21 protein-coding genes are annotated in these 19,634 nt (G+C 70.6%); 4 read left to right on the top strand and 17 right to left on the bottom strand.

From position 1 onward, the window contains the following. Positions 1 to 3 precede the first annotated feature (3 nt). The 10 genes from panD to ftsH form a co-directional block, all read right to left on the bottom strand. Positions 4 to 411 (bottom strand): aspartate 1-decarboxylase, encoded by a 408-nt coding sequence (gene panD, locus ACQI46_RS09465; protein ID WP_427093723.1) that lies wholly within the window; start codon positions 409 to 411, stop codon positions 4 to 6. Beyond that, complete coding sequence (gene panC / locus ACQI46_RS09460; RefSeq protein WP_427093722.1) at positions 411 to 1,346, bottom strand: pantoate--beta-alanine ligase; 936 nt, start codon at positions 1,344 to 1,346, stop codon at positions 411 to 413. The genes panD and panC overlap by 1 nt, the downstream gene beginning before the upstream one ends. After that, entirely contained in the window at positions 1,346 to 2,281 is a 936-nt protein-coding gene (locus ACQI46_RS09455) for a Rossmann-like and DUF2520 domain-containing protein (RefSeq protein WP_427093721.1), read from the bottom strand. The genes panC and ACQI46_RS09455 overlap by 1 nt, the downstream gene beginning before the upstream one ends. Positions 2,282 to 2,359: 78 nt before the next feature. Beyond that, positions 2,360 to 3,421 carry a DUF6779 domain-containing protein gene (locus ACQI46_RS09450; RefSeq protein WP_427093720.1) on the bottom strand — a complete coding sequence of 354 codons (1,062 nt, stop codon included), beginning with the start codon at positions 3,419 to 3,421 and terminating at the stop codon, positions 2,360 to 2,362. A 67-nt stretch (positions 3,422 to 3,488) separates the two neighbouring features. After that, on the bottom strand, positions 3,489 to 3,965 hold the full coding sequence (locus ACQI46_RS09445) for a DUF3180 domain-containing protein (protein WP_427093719.1): 477 nt from the start codon (positions 3,963 to 3,965) through the stop codon (positions 3,489 to 3,491). Beyond that, a complete protein-coding gene (gene folK / locus ACQI46_RS09440) occupies positions 3,965 to 4,483 on the bottom strand; it encodes a 2-amino-4-hydroxy-6-hydroxymethyldihydropteridine diphosphokinase (protein WP_427093718.1) in 519 nt (172 codons plus the stop codon). Before folK ends, ACQI46_RS09445 begins: the two co-directional genes overlap by 1 nt. Next, on the bottom strand, positions 4,480 to 4,848 hold the full coding sequence (gene folB / locus ACQI46_RS09435) for a dihydroneopterin aldolase (RefSeq protein WP_427093717.1): 369 nt from the start codon (positions 4,846 to 4,848) through the stop codon (positions 4,480 to 4,482). Before folB ends, folK begins: the two co-directional genes overlap by 4 nt. After that, on the bottom strand, positions 4,841 to 5,686 hold the full coding sequence (folP, locus tag ACQI46_RS09430) for a dihydropteroate synthase (protein WP_427093924.1): 846 nt from the start codon (positions 5,684 to 5,686) through the stop codon (positions 4,841 to 4,843). Before folP ends, folB begins: the two co-directional genes overlap by 8 nt. 11 nt (positions 5,687 to 5,697) lie before the next feature. Then, positions 5,698 to 6,306, bottom strand: a complete 609-nt coding sequence (gene folE, locus ACQI46_RS09425) for a GTP cyclohydrolase I FolE (protein ID WP_427093716.1) — start codon at positions 6,304 to 6,306, stop codon at positions 5,698 to 5,700. 28 nt (positions 6,307 to 6,334) lie between these two features. Then, positions 6,335 to 8,662, bottom strand: coding sequence for an ATP-dependent zinc metalloprotease FtsH (gene ftsH / locus ACQI46_RS09420; RefSeq protein ID WP_427093715.1), 2,328 nt, complete (start codon positions 8,660 to 8,662; stop codon positions 6,335 to 6,337). A 217-nt stretch (positions 8,663 to 8,879) separates the two neighbouring features. Here ftsH and ACQI46_RS09415 point away from each other — a divergent pair, with 217 nt between their 5' ends. Further along, positions 8,880 to 9,806, top strand: a complete 927-nt coding sequence (locus tag ACQI46_RS09415) for an alpha/beta fold hydrolase (RefSeq protein ID WP_427093923.1) — start codon at positions 8,880 to 8,882, stop codon at positions 9,804 to 9,806. A gap of 14 nt (positions 9,807 to 9,820) precedes the next feature. Continuing rightward, positions 9,821 to 10,534 (top strand): SIMPL domain-containing protein, encoded by a 714-nt coding sequence (locus ACQI46_RS09410; RefSeq protein WP_427093714.1) that lies wholly within the window; start codon positions 9,821 to 9,823, stop codon positions 10,532 to 10,534. Here ACQI46_RS09410 and ACQI46_RS09405 read toward each other — a convergent pair. Genes ACQI46_RS09405 through dacB form a run of 5 tightly spaced genes read right to left on the bottom strand, consistent with a single transcriptional unit; the run spans position 10,527 to position 16,742 of the window. Then, positions 10,527 to 12,740 (bottom strand): molybdopterin-dependent oxidoreductase, encoded by a 2,214-nt coding sequence (locus tag ACQI46_RS09405; protein ID WP_427093713.1) that lies wholly within the window; start codon positions 12,738 to 12,740, stop codon positions 10,527 to 10,529. The two genes, ACQI46_RS09410 and ACQI46_RS09405, sit on opposite strands and share 8 nt — an antisense overlap. Positions 12,741 to 12,758: 18 nt before the next feature. Further along, positions 12,759 to 13,502: a hypoxanthine phosphoribosyltransferase gene (hpt, locus tag ACQI46_RS09400; protein WP_427093712.1), complete on the bottom strand. Its 744-nt coding sequence runs from the start codon at positions 13,500 to 13,502 to the stop codon at positions 12,759 to 12,761. Continuing rightward, positions 13,397 to 14,353: a tRNA lysidine(34) synthetase TilS gene (tilS, locus tag ACQI46_RS09395; protein ID WP_427093711.1), complete on the bottom strand. Its 957-nt coding sequence runs from the start codon at positions 14,351 to 14,353 to the stop codon at positions 13,397 to 13,399. The genes hpt and tilS overlap by 106 nt, the downstream gene beginning before the upstream one ends. Continuing rightward, positions 14,332 to 15,387 carry a zinc-dependent metalloprotease gene (locus ACQI46_RS09390; RefSeq protein WP_427093710.1) on the bottom strand — a complete coding sequence of 352 codons (1,056 nt, stop codon included), beginning with the start codon at positions 15,385 to 15,387 and terminating at the stop codon, positions 14,332 to 14,334. The genes tilS and ACQI46_RS09390 overlap by 22 nt, the downstream gene beginning before the upstream one ends. Continuing rightward, positions 15,384 to 16,742: a D-alanyl-D-alanine carboxypeptidase/D-alanyl-D-alanine endopeptidase gene (dacB, locus tag ACQI46_RS09385; RefSeq protein WP_427093709.1), complete on the bottom strand. Its 1,359-nt coding sequence runs from the start codon at positions 16,740 to 16,742 to the stop codon at positions 15,384 to 15,386. Before dacB ends, ACQI46_RS09390 begins: the two co-directional genes overlap by 4 nt. A 96-nt stretch (positions 16,743 to 16,838) precedes the next feature. Here dacB and ACQI46_RS09380 point away from each other — a divergent pair, with 96 nt between their 5' ends. Then, entirely contained in the window at positions 16,839 to 17,324 is a 486-nt protein-coding gene (locus ACQI46_RS09380) for an inorganic diphosphatase (protein ID WP_427093708.1), read from the top strand. Positions 17,325 to 17,622: 298 nt separating this feature from the next. Further along, positions 17,623 to 18,144 (top strand): 2-oxo-4-hydroxy-4-carboxy-5-ureidoimidazoline decarboxylase, encoded by a 522-nt coding sequence (locus ACQI46_RS09375; RefSeq protein ID WP_427093707.1) that lies wholly within the window; start codon positions 17,623 to 17,625, stop codon positions 18,142 to 18,144. Here ACQI46_RS09375 and ACQI46_RS09370 read toward each other — a convergent pair. Next, positions 18,129 to 18,524, bottom strand: a complete 396-nt coding sequence (locus ACQI46_RS09370) for a hypothetical protein (protein ID WP_427093706.1) — start codon at positions 18,522 to 18,524, stop codon at positions 18,129 to 18,131. The two genes, ACQI46_RS09375 and ACQI46_RS09370, sit on opposite strands and share 16 nt — an antisense overlap. A gap of 59 nt (positions 18,525 to 18,583) precedes the next feature. After that, positions 18,584 to 19,609, bottom strand: coding sequence for a TerC family protein (locus ACQI46_RS09365; protein WP_427093705.1), 1,026 nt, complete (start codon positions 19,607 to 19,609; stop codon positions 18,584 to 18,586). Between the last annotated feature and the right edge of the window lie 25 nt (positions 19,610 to 19,634).

The following is a 19,634-nucleotide window of genomic DNA, read 5'->3' as shown; positions in this document are numbered from 1 at the left end:
CCATCACCTCGGCGCCAGCAGCCCGGAGGCGTCCGGCGGGACGGCGGCGGGATCGTCGCCCAGGTCGACCGGTCGGTTGGCGGCGTCGACGAACACCACCTTCGGCCGGTAGGTCCGCGCCTGCGCGTCGTCCATCGTCGCGTACGCGATCAGGATGACCAGGTCCCCGGGATGGACCAGATGTGCTGCGGCACCGTTGATCCCGATGACACCGCTGCCGCGTTCACCGGTGATCACGTAGGTCACCAGGCGGGCCCCGTTGTCGATGTCGACGATGGTCACCTGTTCACCTTCGATGAGGTCGGCGGCGTCCATCAGGTCGGCGTCGACGGTCACCGATCCCACGTAGTGCAGGTCGGCCTGCGTGACCGTGGCACGGTGGATCTTCGACTTCAGCATGGTGCGAAACATCAATTCCTCCAAGGCATCTGGTCGGTGGCGCTCCCGGGGTGGCCGTCGATACCGGCGCTGGCGCCGATGTCGATGGCGACGTTGTCCAGCAGCCGGGTCCGGCCCAGGCGCGCCGCAATGAGCATCCGGGCGGCGCCGCGTTCCGGTGCGGGCCCCAGCATCGGGTCCCGCACCTCCAGGTACTCGACCTCGAGCGCGGGCACTTCCTCGAGCACGGCGCGCGCGGCATCCAGCGCTGCGGCCACTCCGCCGCCGGCGGCGTACATCCCGGCCAGCAACGCCGCCGACAGTGCACCGGCCTGCTCGCGCTGGTCGGCGTCGAGGTAGCGGTTGCGCGACGACATCGCCAGCCCGTCGGCTTCGCGCACCGTCGGCACGCCGACCACCTGGATGCCCAGATCGAGGTCGGCGACCATCTGCCGGATCAGCGTCAGCTGCTGGTAGTCCTTCTCCCCGAAGTAGGCGCGGTCGGGCCGCACCACGTTGAACAGCTTGAGCACCACGGTCAGCACGCCCCCGAAATGCGTTGGGCGAACCGCTCCTTCGAGCTCGTCGGCGAGCGACCCGGGCAGCACGCTGGTGCGTTTGCCGCCCGGGTACATGTCGTCCTCGGTCGGGGTGAACGCGATCTGCACGCCCGCCTCGCGCAGCGCGGTCAGGTCGTCGTCGAGCGTGCGCGGGTAGGCATCGAGATCCTCGCCCGCGCCGAACTGCAACGGGTTGACGAAGATCGACACCACCACCACCGCGCCCGGGACCCGTTTGGCGGCCCGGATCAGGCTCAGGTGGCCGTCGTGCAGCGCGCCCATGGTCGGCACCAGGACGACGCGGCGGCCACTGGTGCGCAGCGCGCGCGTCACCGCGGACACATCGGCGGGCCGGGAGTACACGTTGAGCTGGCCGGGCACGAATTTCGGTGTCTTGCCGGGGATCATCACTGTCCTGCTTCCGCGAGTGCGTCGAACACGTCCTTCGGTGCGCCCGCCCGCTGGGCGGTCCGCCGGGCATTGGCCCGATAGGCCTGCGCCACATCGGGATCCACTTCGGTCAGGGCCTGCAGATGCCGAGCCACCGCGGCGGCGTCGCCGCGCGCCACCGGTCCGGTCAGCGCCGCCTGCCCTCGTTGCAGCGCGTTGTCCAGGGCCGCACGCGCCAGCGGGCCGACGATCCGCTCCGCAACGCCGCCGGGGTTGTCGTCGATGATCTGCTGTCCCAACAGCTCCTGGCCCCACAGCGCCGCGCGCAACGCCTCGACCGCGTCGAGGACGACGGTGACGAGATGGTTGGCCGAATGCGCCAGCGCGGCGTGGTAGAGCGTCCGGGCGTCCTCGCGGACCCGGAACGGCTCGCCGCCGATCTCGAGGACCAACGATTGCGCGATGGCATAACCGATCTCGTCGGCGGCGGTGATTCCGAAGCAGGTGCCGCGCAGCCGGTCGACGTCTTCGTCGGTGCCGGCGAACGTCATCGCGGGGTGGATGGCCAGCGGCAGGCAGCCCTGTTCGGTCAGCGGTGCGAGCACCGCGACGCCGTTCGCGCCGGACGTGTGGGCGACGATCGTATTGGGCCGCACCACCCCGGTCGCTGCCAAACCGCTGACGAGCGCGGGTAGTTCGGCGTCGGGCACCGCCAGCAGCAGCAGCTCGGCGCGGGCCGGCACTTCGTCGACGGGCAGCACCGCACTGTCGGGCAGCCAGCGCTGCGCGCGCCGCCGCGACTCGGCCGAGACCGCGCTGCACGCGGCGACGACGTGGTCGGAACGTTCGAGCGCCGCGCCGAGGGCGGTGCCGACGCGGCCGGCGGAGATCAGGCCGATCGTGAGGCGGGCGGGACGTAGCCCGTCATGGCCACCGGCGGGGGGCTGCACCATCGCAGACGACCTCGCAGATTCTCATCGTTCGTTCCGGTCCCGGACAACGGGTACCGGACGGTCGGTGCAGAGCCTAACTCACTCCTCGCGGCGCCTTCGACGCCCGCCCGGCGCCGGTGAGGCCTGCAGCCGGGCGAGCAGTTCGGCCACCGACTGGCCGCCGGTGTGCGCTCCACCGCCGTCGTCCTCGTCGGGTTGGGGTGGCTCCGGCTGCGGTTCGGGCTCCGGTTCCGGTGCCGCGTAGTGCCTGCCGACGGGTTCGGTCTGCTCTTCACGGCGGCGGCGGCCGACGTACTCGGTCTGCGGCGGCTCCGGTGGCGGGGCCCAGTGCTGCGGCGCCGGTTGCGGAGGCGGGGTCGGCGGCAGCCACGGCATGTGCGCCTCGGGCGCCTGTGGTTGCGGCGGGGTCGGGGGCGTCCACTGCGGCTCGGGGGCTGTCTCGTCCCGGTAGCGGCGCCGGCGGGGTGGTTCGTCGCCGTCGCGTCGGTGCGTGCCTCCGGCCGGTTCCTCCTCCGGCGGGTGCGGGACGGCAGGCACGTCGATGATCGGGCTCTCGACGGTGTCGGGGGCGGCGGGATCGAGGTCGGGAGGGCTCTCGGCGGTGTCGACGCGGCTGCTGCTGACCCGGCCCGCGGTATCGGCGCTCGGCGTCCACTCCCCCAGCGCGGGCTGTCCGGCGCGCTCGTTCTCGATGGCGTGGCGGTGCGACAGATCGGTGTCGAACAGGTACTCGAGGTTGGCGCGCAGTGCGGCCAGCTCGGCACGCAGCGCCGCGACCTCGTCGGCGGACTGCTCGCGCAGCTCGGCGGCGAGTTCGCGCCGCAGATGGGACTCGACGGTCAGCTCGTATTCGCGGCGGGCGGAGATCTCGCGTTCCAGCTGCAGGTCGTAGACGAGCTTGAGGTCGCGCACCTTGGCCTGGTCGCTGTCGGACTGGCGTCGGTAGATGACCGACACGAACGCCGCGACCACAGCGGCCCACAGCGCGAGGATCACGGCGAGTTTGAGCAGCTCGACGCGATTGGTGAACACGAGTGCGGAGCTGGCCGCGATGGCCAGCACCAGCAACACCGTCATCAAGATCCAACCCGGCCTTCGACCGCTGCGCCGAAGCCGGGCGCCGCGGGTCGGATCGATCATGGGCCGACTGTACCTGTCACTGGTCGCCTGGCGTGTCGACCGTCACGGCGATTCCACCGGCACCTGATCAACTGTGCGCGGCGTCGGCGTCGGCCGATGCGTCGTCGGGTGACTTGCAGCAATGCTGCAGCCACAACGCAGCGATCACCAGCGCCAACGCGCACAGCGCGGCCACCACGACGCCGGGTGAATCCTGCGCGGCCACCCGCAGCTCACTGCGGCGCGGCACCAGGTAGATCGCCACGCCCAGCCACCATCCGAGCACCATGCTGCCCATCCAGGCCGACGCCTTGGCGATCACCACCGATCGGGCCACCGCCAGCGGATGCAGCCGGTCGACTCCGACGCCGATGTCGCCGTCGCGGATGCGGGCACGGACATAGAAGCCCCAGCCGGCAACGGCCACGGCGACCCCGAGCAACGACATCCCGGTCCACAGCGTGATCGGCGGGAACCAGCGGTAGACGACGCGGATCAGCAGGTAGCTCAGGACGCCCACCGCTGCGATGGCGACGGCCAGGTCGCGCACCCGGGTCAGACCCATCAGCGCACCACCAAGGTCAGGTCGGTGCGCCGCACCCCGGCGCGTTCGGCCGCGTCGAGCGCCGCGAGCAGCGCGGCGACGTCGGCGTGTGAGCCGGCGTGGGTCAGCGTCGCGTCGGGCTCGACCGCCAGCCACGGCACCAGCACGAACGCGCGCTGATGAGCGTAGGGGTGCGGCAGGGTCAGCACGTCGTCGGAGACGGTGACCTCGACGCCGTCGGCGCGGACCTGCACGACGTCGACGTCGAGGGTGCGCGGCCCCCAGTGCTGGGTGCGGGTCCGCTGCGCCGCGTCCTCGATCTCGTGCGCCAACCGCAGCCAGCCGTGCGCGTCGCGGGACGGGTCCTCGGCCAGCACGACGGCGTTGAGGAACGGTCCCTGCTCGACGCCGCCCCACGCGTCGGTCTCGTAGACCGGGGATACCGCGCGCAGCGTGTCGCCGAGGGCGTCGACGACGGACTGCAGGTGGGCCAGGCGGTCGCCGAGGTTCGACCCGATCGAGAGCACCGTGGAGGTCATGGCGCTCCTCGTTCGCGGCGGGCCACCACCGCCACGTCGGCGAAGTCCAGCGGGATGGGCGCCGACGGCTTGTGCACCGTGACCTCGACGGCGTGCACGCGCTCGTCGGTCATCACGCCGTCGGCGATCTCGGCGGACACGGTCTCGATCAGTTGCCGCGGCGGTCCGGCGACCACGGCGGCGGCCTGCTGGGCCAGCGCGCCGTAGTCCAGGGTGTCGGCGAGGTCGTCGCTGTCGGCAGCGGCCGACAGGTCCGCCCACACCGTGATGTCGACGACGAAGTCCTGGCCGTCGCGGCGTTCGTGGTCGAAGACGCCGTGGAAGCCGCGCACCCGTAACCCGCGCAGCTCGATCCGGTCAGTCATGCGGCCTCCCCGCGTTCTGCCAGGCCGCCGCCACGGCCAGCGCGTCGACGGAAGCCCGCACGTCGTGCACCCGCACACCCCACGCTCCGTGCCATCCCGCCAGCGCCGAGATGGCCGCGGTGGCGGTCTCGCGGCCGTCCGGGGGCCGGGGGGTGCCGTCGGGTCCGGCGAGCAGGGTGCCCAGGAATCGCTTGCGCGACGCCCCGACCAGCACGGGGATCCCGGTGGCGACGAACTCGGGCAGCGCGGCCAGCAGTGCCCAATTGTGTTGTGCGGTCTTGGCGAAACCCAGCCCGGGATCGATGATCAGCTTGGCCGGGTCCACTCCGGCGCGCACCGCGGCGTCCACTCCGGCCATCAGTTCGTCGCGCACTTCGGCGACGACGTCGCGGTAGTCGGGCACGGTGTGCGGCCGGTCCTGGTCGACGGACCGCCAGTGCATCAGCACCCAGGGCACCCCGGCGTCGGCGACCACCCGCACCATGTCGGGGTCGGCGCGGCCGCCGGACACGTCGTTGACGATGGCGGCGCCGTTGCGGACGGCAGCCTCGGCGACCTTGGCGTGCATGGTGTCGATGCTGACGGTGATCGACTGTTGCGCAAGCTCTTTGACGACCGGCAGCACGCGCGCGGTCTCCACCTCGGGGTCGATCCGGACAGCGCCGGGCCGGGTGGACTCACCGCCCACGTCGACGATCACCGCGCCCTGGGACACCAGCGCCACCCCGTGGGCGATGGCGCGGTCCCGGTCGAGGAACAGTCCGCCGTCGGAGAACGAGTCGTCGGTGACGTTGACGACGCCCATCACGGCCACGCTGGCGGCGGCAGACGGCGGCATGTCAGCGAGGCTCACTTGCGCAGGATCAGTTCCAGAGCTTCGGCGCGAGATGCCTTGTCGGTCTTGAACTGTCCGCGCACGGCCGAGGTGGTGGTGACCGCGCCGGGCTTGCGGATACCGCGCATCGCCATGCACAGATGTTCGGCTTCGATGACGACGATGACCCCGCGCGGGTCGAGGCGGCGCATCAGCGCGTCGGCGACCTGAGCGGTGAGCCGCTCCTGCACCTGCGGCCGCTTGGCGTACAGGTCGACGACGCGGGCCAGCTTGGACAGGCCGGTGACGCGGCCGTCCTCCCCGGGGATGTAGCCGACGTGCGCGACGCCGTGGAATGAGACCAGGTGGTGCTCACACGTGGAGTACATCGGGATGTCCTTGACCAGGACGAGTTCGTCGTGCTGCTCGTCGAACATCGTCTTGAGGACGTCGTCGGGATCGGTGTAGAGCCCGGCGAAGATCTCGCGATAGGCGCGGGCCACGCGGGCCGGGGTGTCCACCAGGCCTTCCCGGTCGGGATTCTCGCCGACCGCAATCAGCAGTTCGCGGACCGCGGCTTCGGCGCGCTCCTGGTCGAATACGCCGGTGGTGACCGTCGCCGAGTTGTTGTGCGACTGCGTCATCGAAGTCTCCATTCAGTTGTCGGCGGGCCTAGTCCCGACGCGGAGCGTCGTTGCGACCGTTGTCCCTGCCGTTCTCATGACCCTGTTCGTTCTGACCGGGCTGCGGCTGCGGTTGGTACGGCGGGTAGTAGGGCTGCGGGGCGCCCTGCCAGCCACCTGACGGCGGATACCAGTACCCCTGCTGCGGGTGCTGCTGCGGCGCGCCGTGCGGCTGACGCTGCGGCGGCTGCTGCTGGGGGTGCTGCGGCTGCTGCGGAGGCGGCGGCCACCCCGGCGCGTGCCAGCCGGCGGGGGCGCCGTAGTCCGGCTGGGTGGGGCCGGCGGGCGTGCCGTTGGTGCCGTTGTTGCCGTTCTTGGCGGCCGCCTCGGCCGCGGCCTTCGAGGCCTGCGCGATGGCCGTCTTGAACGCCGGTTCGGGCACCGGCTTGGGCCACGGTTCGCCGCGCTCGATCGCGAGCTCGCCCGGCGTCTTGATGGGCGGCTTGTCCGACGGGATGCGGCCACCGAAGTCGTCGAACATCGTCAGCCGGGGACGCTTCCGCACGTCGGCGAAGATGGTCTCGAGCTCGTTGCGGTGCAGCGTCTCCTTCTCGAGCAGCTGCCCTGCCAGCGTGTCGAGCACGTCGCGGTACTCGGTGAGGATCTCCCACGCCTCGGTGTGGGCCGCCTCGATGAGCTTGCGGATCTCGTCGTCGATGTCGCGGGCGACCTCGTGGCTGTAGTCGGCCTGGGTGCCCATGGTGCGGCCGAGGAACGGGTCGCCGTGCTCGGTGCCGTAGCGCACCGCGCCCAGCTTGGAGCTCATGCCGTACTCGGTGACCATGGCGCGCGCGATCTTGGTGGCCTGCTCGATGTCGGACACCGCGCCGGTGGTGGGCTCGCGGAACACGAGTTCCTCGGCGGCGCGGCCGCCCATCGCGAACACCAGCCGGGCGATCATCTCCGAGCGGGTCATCAGACCCTTGTCGTCTTCGGGGACGGCGACGGCGTGGCCGCCGGTACGCCCGCGCGCGAGGATCGTCACCTTGTAGATCGGCTCGATGTCGGGCATCGCCCAGGCCGCCAGGGTGTGACCGCCCTCGTGGTAGGCGGTGATCTTCTTCTCCTGCTCGCTGATGATGCGGCTCTTGCGGCGTGGCCCGCCGACGACGCGGTCGACGGCCTCCTCGAGTGCGGCGCCGGTGATCACGGTGCCGTTCTCGCGGGCGGTCAGCAGCGCGGCCTCGTTGATCACGTTGGACAGGTCCGCACCGGACATGCCGACGGTGCGTTTGGCCAGCCCGTCGAGGTCGGCGTCGGGGGCGATCGGCTTGCCCTGGGCGTGCACCCGCAGCACCGCGCGACGGCCGGCGAGGTCCGGGCTGGACACCGGGATCTGGCGGTCGAAGCGGCCGGGACGCAGCAGCGCCGGGTCGAGGATGTCGGGCCGGTTGGTGGCCGCGATCAGGATGACGCCCTGGCGGTCGCCGAAGCCGTCCATCTCGACGAGCAGCTGGTTGAGGGTCTGCTCGCGCTCGTCGTGGCCGCCGCCCAGGCCGGCGCCGCGCTGGCGGCCGACGGCGTCGATCTCGTCGACGAAGATGATGCACGGGCTGTTCTGTTTGGCCTGCTCGAAGAGGTCGCGCACACGGGAGGCGCCGACGCCGACGAACATCTCGACGAAGTCCGAACCCGAGATGGTGAAGAACGGGACGCCGGCCTCTCCGGCGACTGCGCGCGCCAGCAGCGTCTTACCGGTGCCGGGCGGGCCATAGAGCAGCACACCGCGCGGGATCTTGGCGCCCAGGGCCTGATACCGGGTGGGGTTCTGCAGGAAGTCCTTGATCTCGTAGAGCTCCTCGACCGCCTCGTCCACGCCGGCGACGTCGGCGAAGGTGGTCTTGGGCATGTCCTTGCTGAGCATCTTGGCTTTGGACTTGCCGAACCCGAAGCCCATCCGGCCGCCGGTCTGCATGCGGGAGAACATCACGAACAAACCGACGAGCAGCAGCAGCGGCAGCATGTAGATCAGCAGGGTGCCGAGCATGCTGGACTGATTGACGACGGTATTGACCTTGACGTTCTTGTCCTGCAGCTCCTCGAACAGCGGCACGCCGAACCCGGTGGGGTACTTCGTGATGATCTGTTTGCTGTCTTCGGTGTCGCTGTTGCCGTTCTTCAGCTCCAGGCGCAGCTGCTGTTCCCGGTCGTCGATCTGGGCGCGCTCGACGTTTTCGCCGCTGATCTGCGCCATCGCGACGGATGTGTCGACGGGCTTGTAGCCGCGGGTGTCGTCGCTGAAGTAGAAGAACGACCAACCGAGCAGCAGCACCACGGCGATCACCGTGAGCGTGCGGATCACATTCTTGCGGTTCATGAGTGAATACGGTTCATCAATGTGTACAGCCGACGGGACGTCCCCGCCAACAAATCCTTCCAATATGCGCAGCTGGAATAGTCAAGGCTACCGCTAGACCAACGATTGGCAGTTCCCGGAGTTCACGGAGGGAACGATCAGGCTGGAGCCCGGAGCTAGCGGAGGGAACGATCAGGCTGGAGCCCGGAGTTCACGGAGGTTTCTCGTGCGCGCTCGGATGGTGCGAACCAACGGTGTCACACTGCGGGTGCTCGAGGCCGGGCAGCGCGGCGCTCCGGTGGTGGTGCTCTGCCACGGGTTCCCCGAGCTCGCGTTCACGTGGCGTCACCAGATTCCGGCGCTGGCGGCTGCCGGCTACCACGTCCTGGCCCCTGACCAGCGCGGTTACGGCGGATCGGACAAGCCCAACGACGTGAGGGCCTACTCGGTCGACGAGCTGACCGCCGACGTCGTCGGCCTGCTCGATGACGTCGACGCCGAGCAGGCGGTGCTGGTCGGCCACGACTTCGGCGCGGTGGTGGCGTGGGCGGCGCCGCTGCTGGCCCCGCACCGGTTCCGCGCGGTCGCGGGGCTGAGCCTGCCGCCGGTGCCGCGGCCGAAGGTGCCGACCACTCAGGCGTTCCGCCGGATCTTCGGCGATCAGTTCTTCTACATCCTCTACTTCCAGGAGTCGGGCCCGGCCGACGCCGAGCTCGCCCGCGACCCGGCGACGACGTTCCGCCGGCTGTTCGCGATGGGCGCGGTGGACGGCGAGGTGGCCGCCGAGCCGACCGGCTTCCTCGATCGCCTCCCCGAACCGGGCGGGCTGCCCGGCTGGCTCACGTCTGCGGAGTTCGACGTCTACGTCGACGAGTTCACCCGGGGTGGCTTCACCGGCCCGCTGAACTGGTACCGCTGTTTCGACCGCAACTGGGAGCTGACCGCGCACACCGAGGCGCCGACCGTCGACGTGCCCGCGCTGTTCATCGGCGGCAGCGCCGACGCCACCCTGGCCTACACCCCGCGCCACCGCGTGCGCGAAGTGGTGACCGGCGACTACCGCGAGGTGATGATCGACGGCGCCAGGCACTGGCTGCCCGAGGAGCGACCCGAGGACGTGACACGCCTGCTGATCGAGTTCCTCTCGCAGGTACACCCCGGCTGACTACTCTGCCGTGCATGAGAGTCAAGATCGTCGCTGCCGTCGGACTCTTGATCGCAGCATTGACCGCGTGTGACGCCCAGGCCGGCCCGACCCCGGCACCGAGTTCGGACAGCCGGCAGGTGACCGTCGTCGGCGAAGGTGAAGTGCAGGGCACCCCGGACACGCTGACGGTCAACGCATCGATGGAGTCGCTGGCGCCGGACGCCACCTCCGCGATGAACGACACCAACGAGCGGGCGCAGGCCATCATCGACGCCCTGGTGGGACTCGGTATCGACCGCAGCGACCTGGCGACCACCGAGGCCAGCCTGCAGCCGCAGTTCGGCGGGTCGGACAACTCGACCATCACGGCGTACCGGGCCACCAACTCCCTGAACATCAAGATCCGCGACCTCGCCAAGGCCTCCGACGCGATCGGGCTGGTGGTCGAGACCGGCGGGAACTCCGCGCGGGTCAACTCGATCAGCTACTCGATCGACGACGATTCGCAGCTGGTCCGCGACGCGCGCGCCCGTGCGTTCGAAGACGCGCAGGACCGAGCGCAGCAGTACGCGCAGCTGTCGGGGTTGACGCTGGGCAAGGTCATCTCGATCAACGAGTCCGGCGGCCCGACCCCGCCGGTACCGATGATGCCCGCTGCGCCACGCGCGATGGAGGCGGCCGTGCCGCTGGAGCCCGGTCAGCAGACCGTCGGGTTCGCGGTGACGGTGATCTGGGAGCTCACCTGACGGCTTCGACGAGCACCGGGATGCCGTTGAGCACCGCGGTGCCCGACAGCGGATCCAGCGTCGCCCCGTCGTTGAGTTGATTGGCGTTGACGCCCGGCGCGGCCGCGGCCACCCGCTGACCTGTGCCGGCGCGGTCGTGGCCCCAGCCGTGCGGCAGTGACACCACGCCGCGACGGATGCCGTCGTCGAGCTCGACCGGCACCACCAGTTCCCCGCCGGGACCCTTCACGCGCGCGGTGTCGGTGACGCCGAGATCGGCGGCGTCGGCCGGATGCAGACGCAGCGTGCACCGGTTGGTGCCGCCGGCCAGCGCGGGCAGGTTGTGCATCCAACTGTTGTTCGACCGCAGATGCCGCCGGCCGATCAACACCAGGCCGGCCGGTGTGGACGTCAGCGCCGCCCGCAGACGTGCGGTGTCGGCGACCAACGCCGGCGGGGCCAGCTCGATGCGGCCGGACTCGGTGCGCAGCACCTCGCGCAGGCGGGGCTGCAGCGGGCCGAGGTCGATGCCGTGCGGGGCGGCGATCAGCCGGGCCAGCGTCAGCCCGTCGGGGCGCGCGCCGAACGCGTCGCCGTAGGCGCCCAGCCGCAGCATCATGTCCAGGCGGCGCTCGTAGCCGCGGCCCGCCGGCAGCTGCGCGAGCAGGTCGTCGACCGTGCGCCCGGCGACCGGTGAGTCCGGGTCGGTGCTCTCCTTGGCCAGCGTCGTCGCGATGACCTGCTCGTCGACCAGCGCGGGGTCGGCGTCCTGACCGATTCCATAGAGCGCCAACGCGATCCGCGACAGGATCTCGGCTTCGTCCGGGCGGTCCGACAGCGGCAGCGCCGGCGGTGAGTAGCGCGCGTTGTTACGGATCGCCAGGCCGTTGAGCGCGAAGTCGAAGTGCGGGCTGCGCGACGGCGCCGGCGGCGGCAGCACCACGTCGGCGTGCCGGGTGGTCTCGTTGAGGTACGGGTCGACGCTCACCATGAAGTCGACACCGGCCAGCGCGCGGTCCAGCCGGTCGCCGTCGGGCGCTGAGAGCACCGGGTTGCCCGCGATGGTGATCATCGCCTTGATCTGGCCGTCGCCGGGCGTCTCGATCTCCTCCGCCAGCGCGGCCACCGGCAGTTCGGACAGCACCTCCGGATGGCCGGACACGCGGCTGTGCCAGCGGCCGGTGCGCCATCCGCGGCCCCCGCGGCGTGGGCGCGGGGCCGTGGGCGAGCACGGGAACATCACCCCGCCCGGCCGGTCCAGGTTGCCGGTCAACACGTTGACGACGTCGACCAGCCAGTTGCCCAGCGTGCCGAACTCGACGGTCGAGGTGCCCATGCGGCCGTACACCGCGGCGCTCGGCGCGGCGGCCAGCTCGCGGGCGAGGCGGCGGATCGCGTCGGCGTCGACGCCGCAGTACGCCGCCACCTTGTCGGGCCCGAAATCGCCAGCCAGCTCGCGCAGCTGCTCGAGGCCGGCCACGTCGTCGGACAGATGGCGCAGGTCCACGAGGTCCTCGTCGAACAGCACGTGCACCACGGCGAACAGCAGCGCCGCGTCGGTGCCCGGGCGCGGAGCCAGGTGCACGCCGGCCAGCTCGGCGGTGCGGGTGCGCGCCGGATCGATCACCACGAGCCGGCCGCCACGACGCCGCAGCGCGCGCAGGCGGCCGCCGAAGTCCGGTGCGGTGGCCAGGCTGCCGTTGGACACCAGGGGGTTGGCGCCGATGATCACCAGGTAGTCGGTGCGGTCGAGGTCGGGCACGGTGAACGCGACCGGGTTGCCGAACATCAGCCCGAGCGCGACGTGCTTGGGCATCTGGTCGAGCGTGCTGGCCGAGAACACCTGCCGGGTGCCGAGCGCGCGGATGATCAGCGGCGGGTAGAGCGAGCCGGCGACGGTGTGCGCGTTGGGGTTTCCGAGGTACACGCCGACCGAGGCGCCGCCGTGTGTGGAGACGACGTCGCCGAAGCCGGCGGCCACGGCGGCGAACGCCTCGTCCCACCCGGCCTCGGTGAGGACGCCGTCCCGGCGGATCAGCGGTGCGCTCAACCGGTCGGGGTCGTTGTCGAGTTCACCGAAGCTCGCGCCCTTGGGGCAGATGAAGCCGGCGCTGAACACGTCGTCGCGGTCGCCACGGGCGCCGGTGACGCGCCCGGCCTCCACGGTCAGCGTGAGCCCGCAGGTCGCTTCACAGAACGGGCAGATCCTCAGCGCGGTGTCGGCCATGCCCGCATTGTGCGCTCCTCAGTGCCCTTCGTACACCTTCGGTTCCAGAGTGCCGATGTAGGGCAGGTCGCGGTAGCGCTCGGCGTAGTCGAGGCCGTAACCGACGACGAACTCGTTGGGGATGTCGAAGCCGACGTAGGTGATGTCGACGTCGGCGCGCACCGCCTCCGGTTTGCGCAGCAGGGTGCAGACCCGAAGGGATCGCGGGTTGCGGGTGGCGAGATTGCGCAGCAGCCACGACAGCGTCAGCCCGGAGTCGACGATGTCCTCGACGATCAGCACGTCGCGGTCGTTGATGTCGCGGTCGAGGTCTTTGAGGATGCGCACCACACCCGACGACGACGTCGACGAGCCGTAGGAGCTGACCGCCATGAACTCCAGCTGCGTGGGCAGCGGGATGGCGCGGGCCAGGTCGGTGACGAACATGACCGCGCCTTTGAGCACGGTGATCAGCAGCAGATCCTGGCTGCCGGGCGTGGCCAGCGCGTCCCGGTACTCGTCGGCGATCTGGGCCGCGAGTTCTTCGGTCTTGGAACGAATCTGCTCCTCCGACAGCAACACCGACTTGATATCCCCGGCATACAACTGACCAGCGTTCGCAGCCACGGGCCCCAGCGTAGCGGGGACCGACGCGTCCACCCGCCCCGGTGTCCCGGTCAGACCGGTTCGCGGTGCAGCCGCAGCGTGGCGCCCCGCCGGCCGGCGAACAACCGCTCGCGGCGGCCGGTGCCGGGCACCGCGACCGCGCCCTGGCCGCGCCACGCTGTGACCAGCGCGTCGACGCCGCGGATGTGTTTGTCGGTCAGGTCGCACGCGCCGTGAGCGAGCAGCCAGCCGCGCAGGACACGCCGCCGGACCGCGCCGGGCAGCGCCGCCAGCGTCGCGACGTCCGGTTGCGCGCCGAGACCGGCCAGCGCCGCGTCGGCCAGTTCGTCGAGTGTGTCGCCGTCCTCGCGCAGCGCGGTGGCGGTGCGCGCCAGCGCTTCGGCCACCCCGCCGGCCAGCACCTCCTCGAGCAGCGGCAGCACCTCGGTGCGCAGCCGGACCCGCGTGTAGCGCGGGTCGCTGTTGTGCGGGTCCTGCCATGCCGTCACCCCGGCCTCCGCGCACGCGGCGACCGTCACCGTGCGGCGCACACCGAGCAGCGGACGACACCAGGGCGGGTCGTGCGGCCGCATCCCGGCGATCGAGCGGGGACCCGAGCCGCGACCCAACCCGAGCAGCACCGTCTCGGCCTGGTCGTCGAGGGTGTGCGCCAGCAGCACCGGCCGGCCGTCGCGGGTCCTCTCGAGCGCGTCGTACCGGGCCGCGCGGGCTGCCGCCTCCGGCCCGCCGGCTGTGCCCACCCGCACCGAAATCACCTGCGCGTCAACGCAACCCGCCGACAGTGCCTGTCCGCGCGCGGTTGCGGCTACCGTCGCCGAGTCCGGCTGCAGCCCGTGGTCGACGATCAACGCCGTGGTGGGCCGCAGCGCGGCGGCGGCGACGGTCAACGCCAGCGAGTCCGCGCCGCCGGAGAGCGCCACACACCACGCGGCCGGATCCGGCTGGTGGTCGCGCGCGAACTGCGCGACCGCGGCGCGGACCTGCGCTACAGCACCCGGTCGATCCATCGCTGCGGCACATCGATCTCGGCGGGACGCGGCAGGGTGTCGGCGTCGGTCCACACAGTGTTGAAGCGCGCCATCCCGACCGTGCCCACCACCTCGTCGACGAAGGCCTTGCCGCGGGTGTACTGGCTCATCTTCGCGTCCACACCCAGCAACGCACGCGCAATCCGTTGCAGCGGAGACTGTTTGCGTTGCCGACGCTGGTCGAAGCGGGCCCGGATGGTCGCCACCGTCGGGACCACCGCGGGCCCGACGGCGTCCATCACGTGCTCGGCGTGGCCTTCCAGCAGCGTGCCCAGCACCAGCAACCGGTCCAGCGCCTCGCGCTGCGGCTCGGACTGCACGGCGCGCAGCAGACCCAGCACACCCGCCGAATTCGCATCCGGCGCTGCGGATCTGCGGCCGCGCACATACTCGGCGAGCCGGGACACCACCTGCGTCAGGTCGTCGGCGGCGTCCTCGGTGAGCACCGCCAGCGTGCTGGACATGTGGTCGGCCAGCCAGGGATTGGCGCGGAACTGCACGCGGTGGGTGACCTCGTGCAGACACACCCACATCCGGAAGTCCTCGGGCACCACCCGCAGTTGCCGTTCGACCGCGATCACGTTGGGGTAGACCAGCAGCAGCTCTCCCCCGTCGACACCGAAGGGGTCGTACTGGCCGAGGATTCCCGAAGACACGAACGCCAGCACCGCGGCCGTCTGCGCTCCGGCGATGCGGCCGCTGATCATGCCCGGCTTGGCGTCGGTATCGCTTCCGCCGGTCATCACCCTCATCGACTGCGTGGCCGCGCGAATCCACTGCGGCCGGTCGACGATTCGGGCCTCCGGGATCTCGCCGCCCTCGATCAGGCCGGTGACCTCACGTACCGGGATCTCCGATGCCCGCGCGGACTCGGCGAGCTGCTCGACGGCTTGGCGCCGGGTGTAGTCGGTGGCCGGCGGTTCCGGGCGGGCCAGCTTGCCGCCGAGGGTGGCGGCCAGTTCCCAGTCCACCGCGCGCCCGACGCTGAACGTGGTTTTCGCGGGCCGATTCACTTGCGGCACCCACACGTTCGCAGGGTCGCGGCGAACTTGTCGAGCGCGGTGCGGCCGGTGGGGCCCGCGTCGTTGGACAGCAGCGCGAACGTCAGCACCCGGCCGTCGGCGTCGGTGACGATGCCGGTCAGCGTGTTCGTCGCGGTCAACGATCCGGTCTTGGCGCGCAGATAGCCGGCGGCGTCGGTGTCGAGGTAGCGGTAGGACAGCGTGCCGCTGCCCCCGGCGATCGCCAGCAGGTCGACCAGCGGGCGCAGTTGCGGGCTCTCCGTACCCGCGGCCGCGGTGACGACCTCGTCGAGGGTGGCCGCCGTCAGCCGGTTGTCGACCGAAAGTCCGCTGGAATCCAGCAGTCTGGCTCCCGCGGTGTCGATCCCGGCCTTCTTCAGCGTGGCCAGCACGGCTTCGGCGGCGCCGTCGAAACTCTGCGGTTTCCCCAGCTCGGCGGCCACCTCGCGGCCGATCGACTCGGCCATCACGTTGTCGGAGAAGTTCATCATGTCGCGCAGCCGCTGCATCAGCGGCGGAGACTGCACCGCGGCGATCTCGCGGCCGCGGGCGGCCGACGGCAGCACCGTCACCGTGGCCGGATCCACCCGCAGTGCGGCCGCCAGCGCGCGGCCCGCGTCCAGAGCCGGGGTCTTCGAGCGTCGGGACTCCACGGTGACGGGCTGGGTGCGGCCGCCGTCGAGCATCACCGACTCCATCGGCGCGATGTCGCCGCCGTCGATGTCGAGCGGGTCCCAGCCGACGGCCATCGACGGGCCGCGGTAGGTGCTGACGTCGACCTGCACCGTCCTGACCGCGACACCGCTGCGTCGCACCTGGTCGGCCAGGTCGACGATGCGGGCCGCGTCGCGATACCAGGTGTCCTCGCCGTGCGGTGCGGCCGACAGCGTCTGGTCGCCGCCGCCGACGAGCACCACCACACCCGGTGACGGGGTCACCACCCGCGTGGTGAGGCGGTCCTGACGGTCCAGGGCCAGCAGCGCGGCCGCTGCCGTCATCGTCTTGTTGGTCGACGCGGGCTGCATCGGGATGCGCGCGCCCTGCTCCCAGAGCACCTCTGCGCTCATCGCGTCGGAGATACGGCCGGTGAATCTGCCGAGGTTCGGGTCGGCAAGCACGGGGGCCAGCGCGGCGGCCAGGCCGCGAGACGTCGGCTTGGCCGCCGAGTCGGTCACCGGCACCACCGCCGGCTGCGCCGACGCCGGAGCGGGGGCGGGCGGCACGGCCACCTGCTCGCCGGGCTGGCGTGCCGCCACCACCGTCGCCGCGGCCACCACGGCCACCAGCAGCACAACTGCCAGGCCGAGGATCACGAAGGTGGATCGTCGCCACCGAGTGGGCCGCATGTAGTGCAGGGTATCGCTCGTCTAGGGTTAACCCGCGTCGTCGACAGACGACCCCCAGTCATTGGCCGAGCACATACACACCTAGGAGTCGCGGCGGTGCAGTTCGACGTCCTCATCGAGATCCAGAAGGGGTCACGCAACAAGTACGAGGTGGACCACGAAACCGGCAAGGTGAAGTTGGACCGCTACCTGTTCACCTCGTTCGGCTACCCCACGGATTACGGCTACATCGAGGACACCCTCGGCGAGGACGGCGACCCGCTGGACGCGCTGGTGCTCCTGCCGGAGCCGGTGTTCCCGGGCTGCGTCGTCGAGGCGCGCCCGGTCGGCATGTTCCGCATGACCGACGAGGCCGGCGGCGACGACAAGGTGCTGTGCGTGCTGGCGGACCCGCGCTGGGACCACATCCAGGACATCGGCGATGTGAACCAGTTCGACCTCGACGCCATCAAGCACTTCTTCGTGCACTACAAGGACCTCGAGCCCGGCAAGTTCGTCAAGGCCGCGGACTGGGTGGGACGCGAAGAGGCCGAAACCGAGGTCAAGCGCTCGATCGAGCGGTTCAAGACCTCCGGTCACTGAGCCCCGGGCGCCTGGGGTCACTGAGCCTGGGGCGCCTGGGGTTACTGAGCCCCGGGCGCCTGGGGTCACAGGTCGCTTGCGTCGCTTGGGCCTCAAAAGCCCCACCTATCCGCTTTTTGCAGCGAAAGTGCGAGTAGGTCGCTGCAAAACGTGGATAGCTGGGACAGAAGTGACGTCTGCGACGCACCAGCCCCGCGCCGCCACTCAAGCGACCCAAGCCACCAGCCCAGCGCGACAAATTTGCCTGCCTGTAACACGGCGTAACGCCGCTGTCCCCTGCGCTTCCGATCATTACGGGGTGCTGCTGCATCAAGGGATTGGGCTCGACGCGTTCAATGCCCTGCCGCTGCGCAGGGCCGTGCACTGCGTCTTCGAGTGCTGCTACAGCGTGCCCCTGGCCGCCGACCTGGCGCGGGCACGGCCGTTCGAGAATCACGACCAGCTGTTCCGCTTGGCCGACGAGCTGCTGTTCGGGCTGAGCGAGGAGTCGATCGACTCGATCCTGCAGGCCTACCCGGACGTCGGGCGCCGGCCGGGCAGCGAGAAGTCCGCGGCCGAACAGTGCGCCATCACCGACCACCGCCCCGAGGTGATGGCCGAGCTGGCCGCCGCCTCGAAGACCTATCTCGAGCACTTCGGATTCGGTTTCGTGATGTTCGTCAACGGCTGCGGCGCCGAAACGATGCTGGCCACCATGCGCGACCGCCTGCACAACGACCACGACACCGAGCGCAAGATCGTGCGCAACGAACTGGCGCGCATCAACCGCACGCGCCTGGAACGAATGCTCGGCCCCGAGGGCGGCTACGACAACTGGTGAGCCAGCGCCGGCAGCCGGTCCAGCACCGCGCGACCCAGCGCCGCGACATCCTGCTGCGGCGACGCGGCGATCAGCGTCACCCCGTCGGCCACGCCGGCTGAGCCGATGTCGGCGATCAGACCCACCAGTCCTTCGACGGTGCCCGCGTACTGCACGGTGTCCGGGGCGGCCGCGGAGATCGCACTGCGCGCGGAGCGGTAGTCGTCGGCGACGGCCACCGCGACGTCGAGAATCGCGGCGGTGTCCGCGGCTCGGGCGCGGATGCGCTGACACGTCCGCCGGGCCTGCTGCAGGTCGCGGGCGCTGACCCGGACGACCGCCTGATCGGCGCCGTCGGTCAGCTCGTGCACACCGGTGTCATCCGAAACGAAAAGCCGCACCGGCACACGCTAGCCGGGCGCCCGCGCACCCACGACGGTTGGGATCACCCCGAGCCCAATCAGCGCGGCGGACCGGCGTCGGTGGTCGGTTCCGGGGACGGCTGCGCCGTGCCGCCGTTGCGCACGTCGTGCACCCGCGTCTTGTACAGGCTGGCGGCAGTGGTGATCAGCAGCGTGACGACGATGACGCCCAACGAGGCCAGGGTGGGGATCTCCGGCACCGGCACGTGCTCACCGCCGTTGATGAACGGCAGCTCGTTCTCGTGCAGGGCGTGCAGCAGCAGCTTGACGCCGATGAAGCCGAGGATGAACGCCAGACCCTGCGACAGGTAGACCAGGCGCTTGAGCATGTCACCGAGCAGGAAGTACAGCTGGCGCAGACCCATCAGCGCGAACACGTTGGCGGTGAACACCAGGTACGGCTCTCGGGTCAGCCCGTAGATCGCCGGGATGGAGTCCAGCGCGAACAGCAGGTCGGTGGTGCCCAGCGCGACGATCACCAGGAACATCGGCGTCATCACCCGGCTGCCGTTCTCCTTCACCCACAGCCGCAGCCCGTCCCAGGTATCGGTGAACTTCAGCCGCTTCTGCGCGAACCGCACCACCGCGTTGTCGGCGTCGTCGTCGTGCTCGGTGTCTCGCATCAGCTTGATCGCGGTGTAGATCAAAAACGCGCCGAACAGGTAGAACACCCAGGAGAACCGCTGGATGGCCACCGCGCCGAGCGCGATGAAGATGCCGCGGAAGACCAGCGCCAGGATGATGCCGACCAGCAGCGCCTGCTGCTGGTAGATCCGCGGCACCTTGAAGCTGGCCATGATGATCAAGAAGATGAACAGGTTGTCCACCGAAAGGCTGTATTCGGTGAGCCAGCCTGCGAAGAACTCCACGCCGTACTGGCTGCCGTGGAAGAACCACGTCCACAGGCCGAACGCGATGGCCAGTCCCACATAGAAGCTCAGCGCGGTCGCCGTTTCGCGCCGCGACGGTTCGTGCGGCCGCCGCCCGATCACGATCACGTCGAAGAGCAGGATTGCGATGGTCACCGTGAGCGTGATCGCCCACTCGAGCCCGCTGACGTTCAAATTCAACCTCCGGTCGTCGTCTCAA

The sequence above is a fragment of the Mycobacterium sp. SMC-4 genome (genome assembly GCF_050205565.1).
Lineage (GTDB): Bacteria > Actinomycetota > Actinomycetes > Mycobacteriales > Mycobacteriaceae > Mycobacterium.
This window is presented reverse-complemented; position numbering and strand designations above follow the sequence as displayed.